Source organism: Shewanella cutis (assembly GCF_022410515.1).
Taxonomy (GTDB): Bacteria; Pseudomonadota; Gammaproteobacteria; order Enterobacterales; family Shewanellaceae; genus Shewanella; species Shewanella cutis.
The window spans coordinates 1-21,668 of the sequence record NZ_JACSDI010000027.1; the positions used below are offsets into that span (position 1 = coordinate 1).

At 40.3% G+C, this 21,668-nt stretch carries 15 protein-coding genes and 1 pseudogene; 7 read left to right on the top strand and 9 right to left on the bottom strand.

Annotated elements, in window-relative coordinates; translation table 11 throughout:
• The 3 genes from H9J30_RS20310 to H9J30_RS20320 all read right to left on the bottom strand — a co-directional run.
• A partial coding sequence (locus H9J30_RS20310) for an MtrB/PioB family decaheme-associated outer membrane protein (protein WP_240132649.1) occupies positions 1-1,641 on the bottom strand: 1,641 nt, incomplete at its 3' end.
• 14 nt (positions 1,642-1,655) lie between these two features.
• Positions 1,656-2,612, bottom strand: coding sequence for a DmsE family decaheme c-type cytochrome (locus tag H9J30_RS20315; protein ID WP_240132650.1), 957 nt, complete (start codon positions 2,610-2,612; stop codon positions 1,656-1,658).
• 331 nt (positions 2,613-2,943) lie between these two features.
• Positions 2,944-3,981: a LysR family transcriptional regulator gene (locus H9J30_RS20320; RefSeq protein ID WP_240132651.1), complete on the bottom strand. Its 1,038-nt coding sequence runs from the start codon at positions 3,979-3,981 to the stop codon at positions 2,944-2,946.
• Between the two features lie 100 nt (positions 3,982-4,081).
• On the opposite strand from H9J30_RS20320, the gene H9J30_RS20325 reads away from it, so the two are divergent.
• The 5 genes from H9J30_RS20325 (at position 4,082) to menE (ending at position 9,732) form a co-directional block, all read left to right on the top strand.
• Positions 4,082-4,387, top strand: a complete 306-nt coding sequence (locus tag H9J30_RS20325; RefSeq protein ID WP_240132652.1) for a cytochrome c3 family protein — start codon at positions 4,082-4,084, stop codon at positions 4,385-4,387.
• Between the two features lie 190 nt (positions 4,388-4,577).
• Complete coding sequence (menD, locus tag H9J30_RS20330; protein ID WP_240132653.1) at positions 4,578-6,299, top strand: 2-succinyl-5-enolpyruvyl-6-hydroxy-3-cyclohexene-1-carboxylic-acid synthase; 1,722 nt, start codon at positions 4,578-4,580, stop codon at positions 6,297-6,299.
• On the top strand, positions 6,299-7,126 hold the full coding sequence (menH, locus tag H9J30_RS20335) for a 2-succinyl-6-hydroxy-2,4-cyclohexadiene-1-carboxylate synthase (protein WP_240132654.1): 828 nt from the start codon (positions 6,299-6,301) through the stop codon (positions 7,124-7,126). Before menD ends, menH begins: the two co-directional genes overlap by 1 nt.
• A 23-nt stretch (positions 7,127-7,149) precedes the next feature.
• Entirely contained in the window at positions 7,150-8,259 is a 1,110-nt protein-coding gene (gene menC, locus H9J30_RS20340; protein ID WP_240132655.1) for an o-succinylbenzoate synthase, read from the top strand.
• Positions 8,260-8,265: 6 nt separating this feature from the next.
• Positions 8,266-9,732: an o-succinylbenzoate--CoA ligase gene (gene menE / locus H9J30_RS20345; RefSeq protein ID WP_240132656.1), complete on the top strand. Its 1,467-nt coding sequence runs from the start codon at positions 8,266-8,268 to the stop codon at positions 9,730-9,732.
• Positions 9,733-9,806: 74 nt separating this feature from the next.
• Here the strand turns inward: menE and H9J30_RS20350 are convergent, their stop codons facing one another.
• Positions 9,807-11,039, bottom strand: a complete 1,233-nt coding sequence (locus H9J30_RS20350) for an EAL domain-containing response regulator (protein WP_240132657.1) — start codon at positions 11,037-11,039, stop codon at positions 9,807-9,809.
• Positions 11,040-11,350: 311 nt separating this feature from the next.
• Here H9J30_RS20350 and H9J30_RS20355 point away from each other — a divergent pair, with 311 nt between their 5' ends.
• Together H9J30_RS20355 and H9J30_RS20360 are read left to right on the top strand one after the other, a co-directional pair.
• Positions 11,351-11,977, top strand: a complete 627-nt coding sequence (locus tag H9J30_RS20355) for a response regulator transcription factor (RefSeq protein WP_240132658.1) — start codon at positions 11,351-11,353, stop codon at positions 11,975-11,977.
• Complete coding sequence (locus H9J30_RS20360) at positions 11,974-15,561, top strand: ATP-binding protein (RefSeq protein ID WP_240132659.1); 3,588 nt, start codon at positions 11,974-11,976, stop codon at positions 15,559-15,561. The genes H9J30_RS20355 and H9J30_RS20360 overlap by 4 nt, the downstream gene beginning before the upstream one ends.
• A gap of 67 nt (positions 15,562-15,628) precedes the next feature.
• On the opposite strand, the pseudogene H9J30_RS20365 reads toward H9J30_RS20360, so the two are convergent.
• The 5 genes and pseudogenes from H9J30_RS20365 to H9J30_RS20385 form a co-directional block, all read right to left on the bottom strand.
• Positions 15,629-15,933: pseudogene (locus H9J30_RS20365) on the bottom strand (transposase); the annotation flags it as partial.
• Positions 15,934-15,937: 4 nt separating this feature from the next.
• Complete coding sequence (locus tag H9J30_RS20370) at positions 15,938-16,696, bottom strand: fimbrial biogenesis chaperone (protein WP_240132660.1); 759 nt, start codon at positions 16,694-16,696, stop codon at positions 15,938-15,940.
• A gap of 67 nt (positions 16,697-16,763) precedes the next feature.
• Entirely contained in the window at positions 16,764-18,125 is a 1,362-nt protein-coding gene (locus H9J30_RS20375) for a fimbrial protein (protein WP_240132661.1), read from the bottom strand.
• Positions 18,126-18,137: 12 nt separating this feature from the next.
• The gene (locus H9J30_RS20380) at positions 18,138-20,735 is read right to left on the bottom strand and encodes a fimbria/pilus outer membrane usher protein (RefSeq protein WP_240132662.1); all 2,598 of its coding nucleotides are present in this window, start codon (positions 20,733-20,735) and stop codon (positions 18,138-18,140) included.
• A gap of 8 nt (positions 20,736-20,743) precedes the next feature.
• A complete protein-coding gene (locus tag H9J30_RS20385; protein WP_240132663.1) occupies positions 20,744-21,481 on the bottom strand; it encodes a fimbrial biogenesis chaperone in 738 nt (245 codons plus the stop codon).
• Between the last annotated feature and the right edge of the window lie 187 nt (positions 21,482-21,668).

Genomic DNA, 21,668 nt, shown 5'->3' on the forward strand with positions numbered 1-21,668 from the left:
GAACTCATCAGCAACATCGCTATACCAGTCTGGTGAGGAAAACGATTGGCTACCCGCTATCGCGGAGTCTATCCATTGTTGGCTTGCTGAGGCATAGAGGTGCAATTGCTCAGAGAGTTGCATTCCCAGCTGCAGGTCATAACCATAATCGGTTGATTCAGTGAGGCCTATAATGGTTTTAGCGTAATCATCCTTGGCATAATATCCATTTAAATCAATAGTCAACCACGAAAGTGGTACATAATTCACCTTCAGATCAACCGCCTGACGCTCACGGTCTGCGAGATAAAACTTACGCAATAGTGGATTTTCTTCAATCGAGGTATTTTCGACAGCGTTGTAGACCGAGCCGCTGCGGTTCTCATAGCGCCCACCAAAATCAATCACAGTGTTTGCCAAGGATCTGATATTCAGCTTGGCCCAAAATGCGTCATCATGGGTTTGTTCTCGCTCAAGGTAACTGCGTTCTACCTCTTTACGGTCGTAGCCTCCCATGAGGTGATACTCACTGTTAAAACGGTAACTGCTGTGGAGTTTGTATGTCAGCCTTTCGATGTCCATGAGGACATTTTGCTTAAACGCACCACTGACATTATCAAACTCTAATTGCGCAAACTCCCATACAGAGCTTTTATTATCGCGTTCGCTATAGTCAACCTGACCGTTAACACGCCATCGCGGGCTTAACATATTGCTGAAGCCAATCCGCGCATCTAAGGTATCAACCTGACCATCCCAGCTTTGTAACGGATTACCACTGACTTGGATTAAATCGCCATCTTGAAGCATCCGTCCAGCGGCGAGACGGCCATTGACGTTGCCACGTCCAAGCATGTATTGCCCAGATAACGAGACTTGATGGGCATCATTATCAGGCGTAGCAGCATACACATCGGGCGAATAAGGTAAGCTTAAGTTATTAATATTATTTCGGTAAAAACTGCCATGGTAAGCCAGCTCGCTTAACCAATTTTCACCCGAAATATTAAGGCCCGCATTGAGGTTTTCAGTGTTAGCATCAACAGGCAGTGCAAAGTTAACAGGGCGAGGAGTTACTAAACTACTGCGACGATTACCCGTTTTTTGTTCGTGGTCGTAGTTAATAAACGCCTGCATGACGCCATATTGCGCGGCTAATCCCAAGCCCACCTTTTCGCGTTCCAGCTGTAAATCGACATCTCGAGTCGCAGTGTCTGGCAAAAGTAGGCCATTGTTGTGCCACAACTGCGTTTGCGCTCGGCTGTCGTATCGAGTTAATAATTGATAATCAAGGTTCAGGGCATACTGTCCAGACCGACCCGCATCAAGGTGGGCATAGCTGTTCTCTAGTCCCAATTGATATGCTTGAACATTAGCTTCATAACCCGCATTGCGATAACCTACGTCCGCATCCATAGCCGCGCGCAATCCATCGCTGGCATCGCCAAAGGCATTCCCCGCATGAATATCATCATTCTCGGCCCAGCCTGCACTTAACTGCAGCTCAGCTTGATAACGCTTCTCTCCTATGCAGCTTTTACACTGATAAGCATCCAACTTTAGCCCTTGCAGATTAGCTTTGTGCACAGAAAAGTCTGCAGCACTCACACCACTGGTAGCAGCAAGCAATCCCAAGGTAATGATATTAAGTTTAAAAGACATGGCAGACTCCTTAATCAACGGGCAAAATTGCTGCCGCTAGGGTGGTTGGAGCCATGGATTTGGCTATGACAATTGAGGCATCCCATACCAGCACCAAACGCGTCAGAACCTGGTTGAGTGACCACCCGACTAGCATGTCCATCATCGGCATGACATTGTTGGCATAGTTGAGGGACGCGTTGCTTGACGAGCGCGTCATTCACACTGCCGTGGGGATTGTGGCAAGTGGAGCAGTTTTCAGTCACAGGAGCATGTTCCCACAGGAAAGGACCGCGTTTTTCCGCATGGCAGCTATAGCAAGTGTCATTAACTGAGGTCTTTTTTAAGGCACTCTCATTAAATGAACCGTGGGGGTTATGACAATCGATGCAGGTCATGTCATTCCACTTTAATGGATGAGATGAACGCTTATTCATATCGGATTTCTGCCGAGTATGACAAGAAGTGCACACTTGGCTCACCTGTTGCTTTTGCAGTACCGGATCTTTAGCTGCATGGACTTTATGGCAATCCGCACAGGCTATTTCTTCCATGTTATGTAAGCTGCTATGCCAGCCACTTTGCTCAGTTTTTTGATGGCAACCTAAACAAACGGTATTTTGGCTCGGTGCTGACAATGGACTGTCAGAACCAAAGCTAATCATTGGCTCCTTGCCTCCTTGATTGTGCTGTCCGAGTGGCCCATGGCATGCCTCGCATTGCAATCCTGCCATTGGGGATTTGCTATTATTGATATCGCCATGCACCCCATCAAAAATAGCCATAACGGTGTTATTTTTACGATGGCACATTAAACAAGTATCTGCGCCTTTAGCGGAATATTTACCTTCAGCAAACTTATCTGTGAGTACCTTTTCTATTTGTTCTCCCGTTTCATGAGTTGATGGAATATCTTGCGCTTTAACAGATGGAGATAATATAAGGAACAGGCTCGCCCCCATTATCAGAGTTTTAATTTTACGCCATCTCATATTTAATGCCTTATGGTTAACATGACTTAGCAATGAAAAATCCATAACCATAATAACCACAAAACAACAAAGGTTAACGATTGTTAACAATGAATGAGCAACAAACCTATTTACAGCTAAAAAACACTAAAAACACGCTTTAAATCACGGAATTCAATAAAAGAAAATCATTCTCACAAACAATATAACATGCTGAAAAACATTAAAATAAAATAACTACCAACAACTAGCAAGTTAAGGAAATGTTTGTAAATTGTTCCGCCTTAGGCGGAAAATTAGTCAACACTAATTATAACTAGCTCACAGATTTATACTTTCAAATTTCTAAATTTTAAATTTCACAAACCGAATCAGAAATAAAACGCAAAACCTCACTTTTAATCAACGGGGGAATGGCATCAATATTACGCTTAAGGTGAATCATAGAATATGTTGGCTTATGCATTGCCTCATGTAACCTTTGGTATTCACAATTTGCTAATTTTTCAACCCTAAGTGAAGGGACCTTGGCGATGAAAGCGGCGGCACTATTAGGTCCAATAAAGCTGATCGTATTTTCAGACATCAACGCTTCAATCATAGAGGCTAAGTTTTGTGTTTTAAAAAAGACATTTAAAGCAAGTCCGCGCTGCTCACAGTAGACCTCGAAGGGATCTTTTTCATCATTAAAACCAGAAACTTGAGTAACAACAAATGGATATTTCGCAATATTATCGAGCGAAATGCTTTCTTGCCAAATGGCACTAGCTGCAGCTGAAACGACATAGACATGTTCACCCACACTAATGGGTTCAACATGCAGTAAATTTGAATATTTTGGATTACAATCCATGGTTTGTGTACAGGCACGATTAGTAATTGCAATACATATTTCACCATTGATGACTTTTGTACAGATTTCCCTATGTGAGGAAATGACTTTTAAACTGATATCCCAACCCGCTTGCTTTATAACACGGGTTAGATGTTCAGGAAGTCCTACGCACAGCGTTGCAGGCACAGCAATAACACACTCTTTCTTTACCTCAAGTTCATGCCTGTTGGCGCTTAAACTTTCAATCAGCTCTATAATCTCACAAATTTTAGGATAAATTTCTTTCGCTTTCTTTGTTGGAATAAAGTGAGTTTTTCTCCTAATAAAAAGCGAGTCATTATAGACTTCTCTCATTTCGGCAATATAGCGACTCACTTTTGATGGTGAGACAGAATGTTGTTGCGACACAAATGTTGCACTACCACTATCATAAAGAGATTTAAATATGTAAAAAATTCTTACATCGCAATCTTGCATATAAAAAGCCTCATTATTGGTTAATTTACAAAATGATAAACCATCTAGATTACTTAAATCTGAAAATGAATATTTCACAAATAGAAAGTTATGCGTAATGACTCATTTATGAGCACTAAGACTAAGCCATTTATTTATTAATGCATACAATCTAAAAAAACATACAAGGCAGAATATCATGGCGCGTATCTTATTATCAGTAATTCTATTTTGCTTGCTGTCAAATGTCGTCTATGCCATTGATGGCTGTAATGGCTGCCATGATGAAAAATGGCAATCCACTCCAGCACATATATGGATTGAAACAGAGCATCATATCGATATTGTTGCTTGTCCTGATTGCCATCAATGGAAAGAGGGCAATGATTTACCTCCTGTATTACCGAGCCAAGAAACGCTTCAAAAAGAATGCGGCCAGTGTCATGCCACTCCTGACAACTTACCCGCGATGATGCATATGCAACAATATCAACAATTAAAATAAACCTGTTCCCTGCGGGGTTCGCATCCTCATCAGTGCGGGCCCCTTTTTCTTTTGTTCAAAATACACTCGGGGCACGCCATTAACTCAATAACATAATGCCTAACCTGTCCTCCCTTTTGTTAAGCCAGGCATACATCTTAATCGCCAAACACGTTACACTAAGCCCATCTTTATCTTGATCGATCTTGCTATGCGAACCGAAAACACAGCCACACTTAATCTCATGTGGGGCGCACTTATTCTGGAAGAATTAGCACGTCTTGGTGTGCAGCATGTCTGCATGGCACCAGGGTCACGCTCAACCCCGTTAACTCTCGCTGCGGCAAAGCAAACTAAACTGAAACGTCATTTGCATTTCGATGAGCGCGGCTTAGGTTTTATGGCGCTAGGATTAGCCAAAGCCAGCTCTGCGCCCGTGGCCATTATTACCACCTCAGGCACGGCCGTCGCTAATCTTTATCCTGCGGTAGTCGAAGCGTGGCTCACCCATGTACCTTTAATTATCCTCAGTGGGGACAGACCGCCAGAATTACTCGGTTGCGGCGCCAATCAAGCGATTGTTCAACCAGCAATTTTTGCCAATTACGCTCAGCAGGTAAACCTGCCGACGCCAGATGTACACATTGCGCCGCAGATGCTACTCACTACGCTTGATGAGGCGGTGGCCAATCAAACACGCCCAGTGCATATCAACTGTATGTACCGCGAGCCGCTGTATCCGAGTGAATTAACAGGCACGATTCTCGATAGCGAATCGCCTTACCTCAAGCCGCTACAAACCTGGCTGCAGCAAGCACGCCCTTACACTCACTATGGCAAGCGTGAACAATTGAGCCGCCCGAGTGAAGATGCCATTATGCGCTTCGTCCACGGCAAGGGGGTGATCATCGCGGGCACGCTAACACCAGAGCAAGATCCGCAGCAACTCATTGCGCTATCGCAAAAAATTGGCTGGCCACTACTGACCGATGCTCAGTCCCAACTGCGACAACACCCCGCAGCGATTGGCAATATTGACCAATTGCTCCAGCATCCCAAGGCGCGCAATCTGTTGCAAGAGGCAGATCGCGTGTTGGTATTTGGCGGGCGTTTATTGTCGAAACGGTTGATTGCTTACCTTGCCGAGCAAAATTGGCACAGTTACTGGCAAGTGCTGCCGCAGCAAGATAGGCTCGACCCAAGCCATAATGCTAAACACATCTGGCACGCCAACGCCGCCCAATTTGCTCAACTTAATTGGTATCGCTCTTCATCGGCGAATTGGGCTAACACCCTAATCACCTATAACGATGAATTGCATCACTTATTTGTGCGTAATATCGATCAAGGTGAGTTTGGTGAAGCTCAGGTTATCCGCGCAATTGCCAATACGCGGCCGCTGGAGCAGCAATTGTTTATCGGCAATAGCCTGCCAGTACGGTTATACGATATGTACGCGCCAGTGAGCTGCTGCACTGCCACCACTTATACTAATCGCGGCGCTTCGGGGATCGATGGCTTACTGGCCACCGCCTGCGGTATTGCAGCGCACCAAGGTAAACCGACCAGCTTGATTATTGGGGATTTATCCCAGTTGCATGATCTCAATTCCTTTGCCATCGCCCGCAGTTTAACCAGTCCTCTGGTGATTATTATCCTCAACAACGATGGCGGTAATATCTTTAATCTTTTGCCCGTCCCCAATGAGGAGCTGCGCAGCGACTACTATCGGTTAAGCCATGGTTTAGAGTTTGGTTATGCCGCCGCTATGTTTAATTTGCCTTATAATCAAGTGGATAACTTAGCTGATTTTCAAACCTGTTATAACGAAGCGCTGGATTATCAGGGCGCATCTGTCATCGAAGTCAGTGTTAGCCAACATCAAGCCAGCGATCAAATCGCCGCGATCAATCTGTGGGTGAAACAAAGCTAATGCCAACGGTGGCCCGTTACGGAGAAACATCGCAGCCAAACTTGGTCCTGATCCATGGTTTTTTAGGATCTAAGGCCGATTGGCTGCCGCTGATCCCTCAACTCAGCCAGCACTTTCACTGCATCTGCCTCGATTTACCCGGCCACGGCGACAATCAACCAGAAATCGCATCGACGCTCACTAATGGCTTCGACTTTTGTGTCCAAGACATTATCAGCCGCTTCGATCGCCTCGGCATTGAAGCATTTTACCTCTATGGGTATTCCCTCGGAGGCCGGATTGCCTTACATCTTGCCAAGGCTTATCCCAATCGCGTGTTAAGTTTATGGCTAGAATCCTGTCATCCCGGGCTGACGAATACCGAGGAACAAGCCGCGCGCAGTAAGAATGACCAACTGTGGGCCAAACGGCTACAAAGCTTAAGTAGCAGGGATTTTTTGCAGCTTTGGTATCAACAGGCCGTCTTTGCCGATATGCCAGACAATGCGCGCAATACCTTGATAGCACAGCGCGCAGCGCAGCTCGACCAACATCCCAAACACATACTCAAGCAAATCTTTTTGGCGACCTCACTTGCCCGCCAAGCTTCACTTTGGGATCTACCTGCAAGCCTTGCCTGCGAATGCCATTTTTTTGCCGGCAGCCAGGATGCTAAATTCACCGCGATCGCAAAGGACTGGCAAGCACAACAACCCATCGTCTTGCATCAAATTGAACAGGCGGGGCATAACATACATCAAGCCAATCCTGCGGGATTACTCGCCTGTATAAGAAGTTTGTTCGTCGAGCGCTTACCACAAATACACACGCAAACGGACTGCCTTTAAATCGATAAAGCGTTAAGGAAAATATGATCTTAACTTCACTTAGCTTGTATTTATATCGCCTGCCCTTAGACCGCTTTTTGCCAGTGGGTAAACAACGCATTGACCACAGAACGGGCTTGGTGTTGCAAGCCAAGGCCACTGCTGACGATGAAGTTTGCGACACCGAAAAATTCAACATTGAAGTGGCTGACAGCGAAGTGACTGAGGGTGAAGTGAAGGAGTCCAATGTTGAAATCGCGCCACTCTCAGGATTTGATATCGACCAGCAGCCATTGTCCGGTTTTAGCCGCGAAAGCCTAGATGAAGTACAGCAAGCCTTAACGACATTATTACCCAAGCTTCAAGGCCAGCATATTGATAGCTTGCTTGAGCAGGCCGAAGCGAGTCCCTATCCGTCCATTGCCTTTGGCCTAAGCCTGCTACATGCCAAACTGAGCGGAAAACTCAATGCGCTGCGCCCACTCACCACCGCTGTACCTTTAATTTATCAACCGATTGATGCGCCCAAAGCTGAATTGATGGCTAAAATCGCCAAGCTCGATAGCAGCGTGCACTCAGTCAAAGTGAAAGTCGCACAAACCTCCATGGAAGATGAATTGAGTTTGATTTATGGCATCTTAAGCCAAAGGCCGGATCTCAGGTTGCGCTTAGATGCCAATCGCGGGTTTAGCCTAGAACAGGCCCTCGACTTTGCCGCCTGCTTGCCACTGGATAGCATTGAATATATTGAAGAACCTTGCCAACAGCCGCAGGAAAATCAAACCCTGTATCGCGCTATTCCACTGCCTTACGCCTTTGATGAATCCCTCAATGACCCGGATTATCAATTTGTGAGGCATGAGGGATTAACGGCATTAGTCATCAAACCCATGCTACTGGGCAGTATTGAAAAACTTCAGCGTCTTATCGACGAGGCCCACAGCCATGGCGTACGCTGCATCTTAAGCTCAAGCCTTGAGAGTAGTTTAGGCATCAATGATTTAGCCCATTTAGCCGCCATACTAACGCCCGATGAAATCCCAGGGCTCGATACGTTAGCCGCCTTTAGCCAAGACTTAATCGTACCAAGCGGCAAGCCACAATGCTTGAAGCCTCATCAACTTAAGCTTGTCGTCAGTACGCAGCAGGATTAATTGCAAATGTCCGAATCTAACGCATTAGCATCAGCCAAATCCATTTTACAACTGCGTATCTCGCCATTACATAACGCCGCGCTCACCTCGCCCACACAAACGGCGGTTAAGTGCAATGGGCAAGACATCAGCTACGCCCGCTTAAGCCATATGGTGCTGGACTTGGGTGAACAGCTCACACGCATCGGTGTTGGCCAAGGGCAACCACTTGCGTGTATCAGCCGTAATAATCTAGAGATGATTTGCCAATATTGGGCCTGCGTGGATATTGGCGCAATCTTCTTTCCTATTTCACCACGTTTTCCGCTGGCGCAAATTCAAGGGCTTATCGATAGCCACCAGATCCCCTTTTATTGGAGCGAAGCGGAGTTGGCCTTGTCAGGCAGTCATCAACTCACGCTGGATTTTAGTCTCGATGTGAGCCCAACCAGTGAGCAAGCCGCGATAGCTTTTGATATTTATCGCCCAAGCAATGTGATTTTAACCTCTGGCTCCAGCGGTTTTCCTAAGGCGGCCATGCACAATCTTGCGAATCACATTGCCAATGCCGAGGGTGCTCGCAGTCTTATTCCGCTAGTCACAGGTGATGCTTGGTTATTGTCGTTACCCCTGTTTCATATTGGCGGCCTCGCCATTCTCAACCGCTGCGCCTTAGTGGCGGCGACGGTAGTGCTGCCGGATCCCGCTCTCCCGCTGCAGGCGCAAATCGAGCGCGACGGCTTAACCCATGCTTCCCTCGTGCCGACACAGTTACTCCACTTGCTAACAGACAAACAGGCTTCGCTCAGTACTATTAAAGCCCTACTACTCGGTGGCGGTGCAATTTCTATCGATTTACTTAAGCAGCTCGAACAGCGGCATATTGCCAGCTTTACCAGCTATGGCATGACGGAGATGGGCTCGCAAATTACCACAGGCCCAACGCTAAGCGATGGCAGCAGTGGCAAATTACTCCCACGACGTGAGCTCAAAATTATCGATGGGGTGATTTGGGTGCGGGGAGATTGCCTATTTATGGGTTATCTCACGGATAAGGGCATTGAAAAACCACTTGATGCCGACGGTTGGTTTTATACCAAAGACCGAGGCGAATGGGACGAAAACGGCAATCTCCGCATTCTTGGCCGCGTCGATAATATGTTTATTAGCGGCGGCGAAAACATTCAGCCAGAAGAGATTGAAGCGGCACTCAAACTGCATCCATTAATAGATGAAGCAATCGTCTTCCCTCAGCCTGATACCACCTTCGGTCAGCTCCCCGCCGCCATTATTCGTGGTGATATTCTCCGCAGTGGAACTGCCAACAACACAAGCCAAGAGATAAGCGCAATAGAGGCGGAGCTTGAAGTCTTTCTCGCCGATAAAATCGCCCGCTTTAAACGACCACGCCGCTATTACCCCTGGCCTGAAAGCCATGAACAAACAAGCTTGAAAGTCAATCGATCGCTAATTGTTAAACTCGCTACATCGTAACCTAGAGCAAAGCGTGAAACTGGCATGGAAAATGTGAACCTAAGTAGAGGTGTGACACTTAAAGGCTAGTAGAACTAGGTACTTAGCCTAATACAGTCATCCATTTCTCTATCGAAAGGGAAAAAACGTTGTATAAAGGTATGCTCGTCTATGGGACGGGAGAAACAAAAGCCCTGACCAACAGTACAACCCAGTTGTTGCAATATGGCCAACTGAGAGTTTGTTTCGATTCCCTCGATCACTAACTCCATATCAAGTGCCTGAGATAAAGCAATAACACTCGAAATTGCAGCCTGACATCTTGGTTCAGTACCTAATTCTTTAACAAAACAACCATCTAACTTAATTTGCGAAAATGGTAATTCACATAATCTCGCGAGAGAAGAATGAGCCGCGCCAAAATCATCTATTGCAAGCTCAAAGCCCTGCATACGTAACCTGATCAGATTTTCCATATTCACCGCTGGGGCAGAAAGCAAACCAGTCTCAGTAATCTCTAGCGTGATACAGCGTGGGGGAATATTAAACCGCTTCACAATATCTACAATACGATAAACTAATTTGGTTGAATTGAGCTGAGAGATATCGAGATTATAAGCAAGCGATATCTGGTGGTTTTGGTTTAACAACTCTTGCTGTAATTGGCATCCTTGCTCGAATAACTGCAAAAACAACTCATCAAGTAGTCCATGACCAATCAATGGCTCAATAAACACGACAGGACTAAGCGTGCCGAGCTCGGGATGGATCCACCTCGCTAACACTTCAACACCCGCGAGACTAAAATCAGCCACATCGAATTTTGGCTGATAAAACCCCACAAACTGATGCTGTTCAAGTGCCAACTGAAAATCAAGTAATGTGAAATCTTTCGGTCTTATTTCAACTCGAGAAGGGGGGGATACCTCGCGATTTTGAGTAGAAAAATCGGCAAATCTATCTAACATTTCTTTCAAGTTATCAACGGAAGGAGTTTTGCTCAAATCACCAAGATACTCAAAATGAAGCATTTTTATCATCTGAGATACAGCTCGTCTTAGTTCCATATCAATACAACTATATAAAGCGACAGCATTAATTCGGTATTTAGCCTTAGCCTTACGTAAAAACGACAAGCCATCGGTTCCAGCCATCATCAAATCACAAATGACAATATCGGCACTTTTATGAACATCGAGCCAAGCTAAAGCATCCTGAGCGCAACCGAATGCGAATACCTCAACATCAGTAAACGACGCTAAGTTGTATTCAAGCACGGCACGCTGAAAGGGATGATCTTCTAAGACTATTATTCGAATTTTACTCATAAAAAAACCTCGGCTTGATATGGAAGCCAGTTTCATAACTTTGCAGTTACAGCAATTTACACATTACAGAAACAGTTTTTAGGTATAAACTTAAAAAGTGCAGGTCTGAAACGAATTGATACAATAAAGACAATCATTGTCAGAATGTTGAAATCATTCGCCATTATATCAAAATTTTTAAGATAATACGATCAAATGAGAAATAATATCACCGTTTAATACGTAGGAAAAATCCCAAACTCCCTAGACCTTTCCACAAGAAAGTCTATAGAGGATAAAATACGTACACCTATGATTAAGGAGTTTTATTAATGAAGAAAAAAATACTAGTTGTTGATGACCACCCAGTTGTACTATTGGCATTGAAAATAATTCTTGAACAACACAATTTTGAAGTCATTGGTGAAACAAACAACGGTGTTGATGCACTAAGATTGATAAGAGAGCTTAAGCCTGATGCTATTATTTTAGACATAGGCATACCACAACTTGATGGACTGGAGGTGATTGATAGAACACAAAAATTTAATAACCCACCACCTATTCTTGTGTTAACAGCACAACCTTCAGAGCATTTTGTAACACGATGCATTAAAGCAGGTGCGGCCGGTTATGTTTCAAAATTAAAAGACTTAACAGACGTCATAAGTGCATTAAATGCAATATTAACAGGGCACTCTTATTTTCCAATCATGATCAAAAATAATTTAATTACAAGTGGAACTCAGGAAGAAATAGAATTAATAAAAAAACTCTCAACAAGAGAAATGGTTGTTTTACAACAACTAGCTACAGGATTATCAAACAAAGAAATAGCTGATAAAATGTTACTTAGCAATAAAACTATAAGCACATATAAGACAAGGCTTTTAGAAAAATTAAATGCTAAAACTTTGGTTGACATTATAGAAATAGCAAAGAGAAATAATTTATCATGAGAAGTTTTATTTTATTCAAAATAATCTATGTTTTAGCTATTTACCTCTTAGTTTTGTCACCCTCAGTTGGACTAGCGCACAATAAAAACACATACATATTAAAAGGGCATCCGAATTTGGAAGCCACCAAATTAGAAATAACACCAGCAGAAGAAATTTACTTACAGAGTTTTAAAGAATTGAAGGTTGCTATAACCGAACCAAATTTTCACCCTTATGACTTTATTGATAATGAAAGTTTTTTTTATCAAGGAATTAGTGCGGATTACCTAAACCTAATTAAGGAGTCGCTAAACCTTAATATTAAGATTATACGCTTTGAAAAAAGAGAGGATGCGATTAATGCTGTGAAAACAGGCGAAGCTGATATATTAACTACAGCGAATAGTTATGAAAATAACAATGGACTACAGTTATCAATTCCTTATCTCACTGATCGACCAGCACTGTTTAAAAATGTTTCTTTAAACTCTGAAATAAAAACGATCTCAATGGCATATGATTACTTAGCTAATTCAGCTGTGCAAAAATATTTTCCTGACAAGACAATTGTTAACTATCCTAGCAAACAAGCTGCTGTTGCCGCGGCAGCATTTGGCAAAGCTGATGCGGTAATAATTGACCTATTATCAGCAAATTACATGATAAACAACACATTTTATAAAAAACTACAACTAGATTCTTACATAGACATTGACTCTAAAGGAATAGCGTTTGCTTCAATTCAGAAACATCATCAGCTGCTTGACATATTGAATAAAGCAATAGAAAACATATCAAAAGAGAAGAGTAGATTAGTAAGGGAACGTTGGAGCGGGGGGGGGAATGTAATACCAGAACGAAATGAGCTGCCAGAGTTTAATAAAGAGGAAAAAGATTGGATAGAGAAAAACAAGAAAATATTTGTTGTAATAAATGAGTACATGGCTCCTTTATCATATGTTAATAGTAACGGGGTGCCGGCTGGTTATGCAATCGAAATTTTAGATTTAATCCGTCTATATACTGGCTTAAATATTGAATATGTAACCACGAAAAGTTTTAAAGAGCAGAAAAATATGGTATTAAAAAGCAAAGAACCATATATTACAGTTCTATCACCAAGTAAAAGCAGAGCAAATCTATTTAATTTCTCATCAGAATTTTCTAGCTCGCCTTACATTATTGTTCAAAGGAAAAATGCACAAAGCATCAATAATCCAACTATTGCAATTCCAAATGGGCATGCTATAGAAGATTATGTGAAAAATAGTTTTCTTTTTAAAGACATAAAACTTAAACCAAATTTTATAGAATCGTTGGATTCTGTAAAAAACAATGAGGCAGACTATACAATTATACCTCTCAACATTGCTGACTATTACAACCAAAGTTACTTTTCAGATTTTCTAGAGATAAAAGATTTTGCAAAAAACATACCTAATGCATCAGCTAATTTTAGCTTAAAAAAAAATGACAAAATCTTATTAAGCATAATAAACAAAGCGTTACTTTCAATTCCACCAAATGAACTACAAATTCTAGAAAACTATTGGCGAAGCAACTCAATACCTGCCAAACAAACTTGGAAGGATTATCGTTATACTATATACACAATTTCAATATTTTCATTACTATTAGTTTTTGTATCAGTAGCATGGGTAATCTACACAAGAAAGCACTATTTACAAAGACTTAATGCCGCTCAACAACTTGATAAACAACTTTTATTCATGCAGCAGATTGTCGATGCAATACCGCATCCAATCTATGCGAGAGATAAAAACTTATCACTTGTATTATGCAATGAAAGTTACGCATCTATATTCAATTCTACTCGAGATGAACTACTTAACAGCTCAGCAAAGATCAATGATCTAAGGATAAATGACAGGGTAAACATTGAACAGGAATACATTGATTGTCTGAACACTGGGAAAGCCCGTTTCCAAGATAGAAATATGATAATTAACAACGCAGAATTTACTACCTATAATTGGATAAAACCTTATTGTGACCTGCAAAACAATATAGAGGGTATTGTAGGTGGCTGGATAGACATAAGCGAAAGAATTAAATTACTGGAAGACCTTAAACATGCAAAAAATCTAGCTGAAAGTGCAAGTGCTGCAAAAAGTACTTTCTTAGCAACAATGAGTCATGAAATTAGAACCCCGATGAATGCAATAATAGGAATGCTGGAGCTAGCGTTGAAAAGTTCAAAGTTGCCAATCTCAGAATTAAATACAATAAAAGTTGCTTACGATTCCGCAAATGGCTTACTTGAACTTATTGGTGATATTCTTGATATAGCCCGTATTGAGGCTGGCCAATTAACATTATCACCAGTAAGAACCAATTTAAAATCAATCGTAGCTTCCGTGGTTAGAGTTTTTGAAGGACTAGCACATCAGAAAGGGTTAACATTAGAACTCAATTTTGATACTCATATTAATAAAGATGTTCTAGTAGATCCAATGAGGATAAAGCAAATACTATCAAATTTAATCGGTAATGCTATTAAATTTACCAATGAAGGTAACGTTAAAATAACAGTTAACTCCAAAAATAATAATGATAAATGCTGTTTTTTCTTCACGGTCACTGACACAGGCATAGGTATCTCACAAGAAGATCAATTAAAAATTTTTACCGCCTTCTCACAGGGTAATGATTCGCATAAAAATTATGGTGGGACAGGATTAGGATTAATGATTAGCAGGTCATTGTGCGAGATGATGGGGGGGACATTAAAATTAAAAAGTGAACTAAATGCAGGAACTGAAGTTAGAATGGAGTTATGTCTGACTTTACTAGAAGACGCAACTGAACTAATAGAAAAGCAGCTAACAACTAATCTAAATCTAGAACAATGCTTTAACATACTTGTTGTTGATGATCACCCCGCGAATAGATTACTACTAGCTCAGCAATTACGATTTTTAGGGCACAATGTTACTGATTCTGATAATGGTAAATCAGCAATTAAATTATTTAAGGATAATGAGTTTCAGTTCATTATCACAGACTGCAACATGCCAGAAATGAACGGTTATGAGTTAAGTAAAAACATTAGAAAACTTGAAAAACATATTAAATCTAAATCGAGTATAATTATCGGATATACTGCAAATGCTCAAAAAGAGATCATGGATGCATGTATAGCGGCAGGTATGAATGACTGTTTATTTAAACCGATTAGTTTACAAGAATTAAATAATACCTTAATAAAATACAGTAGAACATTAGGTAAATCAAATATAGACTTAAGTTTCACGCCTGAAGTAGTTCAACATTTAACTGGTAACGATGATGCATTAACTTTAAAACTATTGTTGGAGCTAATAAAAAGCAATAAATCCGATAGAGACATTTTAATTCAAGCAAGAAAAAATTCAGAACATCAAAAAATCAGAGATATTACACACAAGATTAAAGGTGCGGCAAAAATTATTGATGCTAGAGACTTGGTTATGTGTTGTGAAAAAATCGAAGGTTCAAGCAATCAATCAATAGAGAAAGATATAACTCCATTATTAAATGCATTAGATAAGTTAGATAATGAAATAGCAAGCTATGTAAAGAATAACGGGGCTGTATTATAGAGACTATAAAATTTTCTGTGTAAGTGGCTGTAGATTATAACTATACACGGTCACTGTACATGATCATAAACTGCGTCATCGGGTGATTACCATAGAGCGCATCTTCCTTGGCGCCATCACTTAGGTTGTACCAGTGCTGCATGCATGGATACGCAACATGGTTTCTAATGGATAAGGGCGGTGGCCATTGCCTGCTTTAGGGTAAACAGGTTCGATAACAGCAAGGAGTTTTGCCCAAGGAAGAATCACATTCATCCGAGACAGGAAGATTTCTTTACGAGTCTGACGGCGCTTACTGGAGAGTTCGCTATCGGCAAATGTGAGTTGATGTTCATAAGCGGAGCTGTTCCTTGGCCAACTGGATGAGTACATGATCTCACATCGGGGACTTACTCTCACCCACCTTAGTTATTATGGTGTTAATAGCACCATTATCATCAATATAATCGAATGTTACCGTGGCAATATTTTTATTAAATGCCTTTTCATGAATAGAAATGTCAAATTCTTTGCTGGAATACGGAGCTATTGTTTCAGGGAAAAATTCAAATTCATGAGAACCATCTGAAATTAAAACCCTATCGTAAACAATAAAAAAAGGAGAATCATTTTTTACATTTAAAGCTTCATCAGCTATTGAAAAATATTGCTTTTCAAACCTAACTTTCTCTTGTGAATGTAAAACTCTCGGCCTGACAAACACTTTAACTTGTGTCCTTATAGTAAAGACAATTACCTGACTGTTTAAGTCAGTAATTTCAGAATTATACTCTTGGGGAATTTCATAAATATTTAACCAATATAACTCCTCATAAGCATTTGTATTTTCTAAATTATTCATCACACGAATATTTTTAACTTCACCTGCAGCTAATTTTATCATTGGTGGAACAACAAAAAGAGGAGCCGTTGTATTTTCAGGATTAGAATCGATTTTTCCATCATCTATCCAAAGCTGAATAATGACTGGATAATCATTATCATTGTTCAGAAATGCAGTTTGCTCAGCCTGGTCATCATAGAAAACAATTCTAGTTCTATCAATAACAACACTTGCTCTCGTATCTATACAGATAATTGCAAAGCAGAATATCAGGACTCTTGTAAACACAATATATAAATTTACTTTTATCATTGAACATCCGATTTTATTTAGCTATTCAATCTGATCAATAAGACTTTAGGAAGCAAAAATGTGAGAATTACTGTAACCGTACTATAATTTGCGCCTGAGCAAGGTATCGACCAGCAGTAACATTTCGACCTGACAATTTCACTAGTTTTGCTTTATAGTTTTGAGTATAAATACGATTACCATTAACCAAGCTGTAATATGGTGAAAGTGTACGCCAACCATCTTTATAAGCATCATAAGTTGATACTAAATCAGGATAATCTTTAATCATGAAAGGTTGAGTAAGGCCATCTTCACGCTCCAATATCACAGCGACTCCTAAAGCTAAGTTATTATTTCTACCATAGCCGTCACTTAATAGATGACTAACAGCGTTGTAATCTCTCAAATTCATATTCCAGGCATCACTAAAGCTTGCACTATTTATTTTAAATCCCATTGCAAACTGCCCAGGTTTTGTCCCAGTTAAAGCATTTCCCTGACATTCATATCGTAGTTGGAAATCTGTATCAGCGGTTTGCCCACTGTTAAGTTCATTAACAGTTATTAGCGGGAGCCTTACAATCGGAGTTGAGTTAATAACAGAACAATTACCAATCAAGGTGGTACGTCTTACAATTAATTGTTGATATAAACTTATATTACCAGGCCATTCACCATAGAAACCAGGCCAATGAGATGCATGATCCAATCCCTCTGTTGGATGATTAACACCAGGCCCACCAAAAGCTATATATCCGGCAGGTTGATTATAAGTGTAACCACTAATGTACCCATTAGTATCTCCAAGTTGCCCCCTTACATCTCGAATTCTGAAAATTTCTATTGTAATATCAGTGAAATTTTTAGCTTTTACCAGTATCCGACCTTTTTCATCCCTATCTAAATCGGCAAGAGCTCTACGTTGCCAATGTCTTGAAAAATATTTGTTGCTTGTATTATTTCTAATTCTCACAACAATATTCTTGATATAAGTAGCATATCCATACGCGACTCCGTCAGCAAACCCATCTTCGTAATAGCCACCAAACTCATTATCGCCATTTGTCGAGTAATACTCGTAGAGCTTTCCCTCATCACTCGCCTCACAGCGATATAATACAGTTTCAGGATGATAACCATTTGTTTGCGCATAAATGATAAAGGGAACTACTGCAGTAGCTAGCAAAGTCCCATTTGGCTGGTATTTATTTGCAGCTACTTGAATAACGGGTAAATTCAAACTGCCTCTGTTGGCATCATATGCACCATACCAAACTGTTGTGAGGCCATAATTGGGATTAACATAGGATGGATCATTTGGATTTGTTGTAACAGTAGAAATTCGCTGACAAGCTGCTTCTATATCAAAACTAAATAGCATAATAAAATTGATTAACATTCCCTTAAGAAGCCATTCACCAACTACCCTGATACAAAAAATCAACATGATCTTTATCCTCTACTGATTCTGTTGGCAAGAAACCGGTAATCGTATTAACTTTGATTGCAGCATATTATCTTTTAAAGCATAATTAATAATGCAACTTTGCTCGATTTTATTACCCCAAACTATTTTTAACTTTCCAGAAATATTTGAGGTGCGAATATATGCCAATCCAGCTTGCCCCACCATCCCAAGCACACTTCCATCAGCATCAATGACTTCTGCACCAATAGGGATTACACCATCAACTTTACTCGTAACCAATAACACAGCATTACCTTCAAGTGTTTTAAACTTTAGCTTTACTATCGAACCAGCATAAGGGATTACTTTAAGTTGCGACATAATCAATTCGGATTTCTCAAGCATACCATCCGAGTCCAATCTAACATTATTAATTCTGTAAGGTGCTAAAGAAGGTATAACTCCATAACCATCTTCGCCAATCACGCTACCAAAACTATTCATCACTTGCGCCCCCTGAGCACCTTTAGCCTCAATGATACCGAAAGTTTCACTTAAATTTTGACTTAAAATAAATCCATCAGAATGTGTAACAATAGCCCCGTTTATTCCTGCACTCATTTGACGGCTATTTTCAGAAAACGAGTAACTCCCAGAGACAATGGCTTCATTAAAACGCTTTTGAGTATTCAATCCAACGCTTTTACTGGTTCCATCATCGTGCATCAAAGATGCATCAACCCCATAAGTCCAAGACCAATCATCACTAAGAGTTCCAGACATTCCCATGTTATACATGTTGCGTCCTCCAGAAGAACGGTTGGCACCTATATTAAGTGAACTATTTTGAGTTGAACCTAAGGGTACAGAAAGATTTAAGCTGATCAAATCTTCTTCTACGCGAGGAGTATTCAAATCTAAATTATTTTTGATATGATTACTAAACATATTTTGCGAGGGTACTTTACTTGAATACTGACGAGAATAACTCAAACTCACGGAGAATCTTCCAATATTAGTTGAATACCCCAACTGAAATTGCTCATCGTCATCACGTCCATCCCGATATTGCCTTTTGGAGCCGCCAACATATAAAATACCATAATCGCTAATACTCTGGTTAAGAGTAAAATTAAATTCACTGCGTTGTTGGAATGTCTCAGAAACAAATGAATCTGAATGTTCATTAGTTGAGGACTCATTAAATTCGCGTTCGCCTAAAACATCTGATAACTCACGGAATGAACCGGTAGAGTAATGATAACCAGCAAGCGAAATTGATGTTCCAAAATCGAATGCGCGGCTATATTCCACTCCAAATCTCCAGCCATTATTCCAGTCATTAAAACCAGAATCCATTGGTACGCGTGAAGTGGAATGTATTGTTCTTAAACCAAAAGCGCCCCACTCAGTACTCAAAACAGTACCGAAGTTTACTGCATAATAATCTTCTCCAATTCGTCCACCTGTAGTCAAGGTAACGGTATTGCTTAATCCATAATCATATGCTAAGTCTAAAAATAAGTTTCCGGAATTAAATAAATTCACTTCACCTAAAGAAAAAACATACTGGGAATGAGCTTCCCTTAAAGAGTTTGGGACGGCATTAAAAGGAACGGTAAAATATAAAATCTTTCCATTCGCCTCTATCACTTCTACTGTTAAATCGCCTTCATAGCTAGTTGGATACAAATCATTAATAACAAATGGCCCTGCGGCAACAGTTGTTTGGTAGATACTAATACCTCTCTGTTTAATCGTCACGCTCGCAGTCGAATTTGCTAGCCCCCGTATAACAGGCGCATATCCCCTCTGTGAATCCGGCAACATACGGGTATCTGTTTGTAACTGAAATCCTGTAAATGGTACGCTGGAAAAAGTGTTTCCCCGCGAGTTAATATTCCCTAAAACCAGTTCGCTATTAATTTTAGGCAAGGCTCTCATAGCATAGGTTCTGATTGAGTTAAATTTGTTATTTACCTGCCCATTGTAGTCATTGTAACTATAACTTGACTGATTTCTTAGCCGCCACAGTCCCCAATTTATACCTGTGCTGAAACCAGAATGGAATGTCTTTACATCTCCCCCATCTTTAATTACTGTTTGATACAAGCTACTATTATAGTTCATAAAAGCTGCTTTCTCACCCATATCCCATAATGCTGAGTCAACATAGTTTCTAGGATTATTCACCATATAAGCCTGAGGTATTGAGATATCCAGCAATAATTTTTCTCTATCGAATTTTACTTTAGCATCAGTAATAAAACCCTCAGGTGATAGACATTTGCTTGATAATTTATTCTGATTTAATAAGGCTAAATTTACTTGCGTCATTCGCCAAAAGTTGGCATCCAAACATGGGGATACCAGCCCATTTTCCTCTTTAACAAAATCGACCAACTGACGACTTATACGAGTTCCATTGACATTAATATCTACATGATATTTTCCATCCTGAATATTATCAACTGTATTAAGTCGCTCAAGTAATTCTTTTCCGTAGCCGCTCCCATAAAACAAGCTATCTTCAAAAATATATTCTTGTTTGTCATATTCCTTTAGTTCATCAGCAACCGCCACTAAAACTATGAAAAAGGTAGATAATAAAAAGCAAGTAAGCTTTTTTATCGTAGCAAGCGAATTCATAATAATGATTACTCTTTTAACAGATAACTAAATTTTGATATCCCACCGTAATCATTGATAATTGCAAACTCAATATTTATAGGGTATTTAACAACGAATTGTTGATTTTTAATGTTTACAGAAATATAACTCTTCGGCTCCACCATTTCGACAGGTATATTTATTTCTTGTTTGTCAGAAATCATCTTTATATCAACTATAGATGCATAGAAAGACGAATTGTTTTTGATGGTTACATCTATGCCACCATCAACTTGATTGACAGTAAAATCAATTTTGCCACCCAAATCTTCAGCATTATCATCAATTTCCGCTGGCCGATAAAAAATCTTCATTCTGCTCTTTAGCATCACTAGCATTTGATTTTCTCCAACATATTCCTTAGATAATGGAGGTATTTGTAAGACATTAAGGTAAAAGATGCTTTCTCTATCTCTTGGCTGTTCATCACCAGTATAAATAAGTCGAACTACTTGGCCTTGATTTGCCTCCATTTTGAATATGGCAGGTAACGCCAAAAATGGACCATCAGCAGTTTCAGGTGTTGACTCTGGATTATTTTTGTCAACCCACACTTGAATTACATTTGGAAAATTATCATTATTTTTCAACTGAATACTACGATTCTCAGCTTCACTTGGATATATAACTCTGGTGCTCGTAATTACAACACTTGCATCTAAAGGTAACCATGGATAAATGACTAGGGAATAAATAAACATTCTAGCTATAAATTTAATTTTCATTTTAGAACCAAATTTTTTTCACATTACACCAATTAATGAACAATGTTTGTATAATTGACTCATCGATTTATTGATTTATTGATTTATTGATTTATTGATTTATCCTCACCATGATAAATCAACTGAAAATTATACAGCAGCGAAATTGAGTTTAAACCCAATCATTAACCAGCTTTCTGTTATTTTA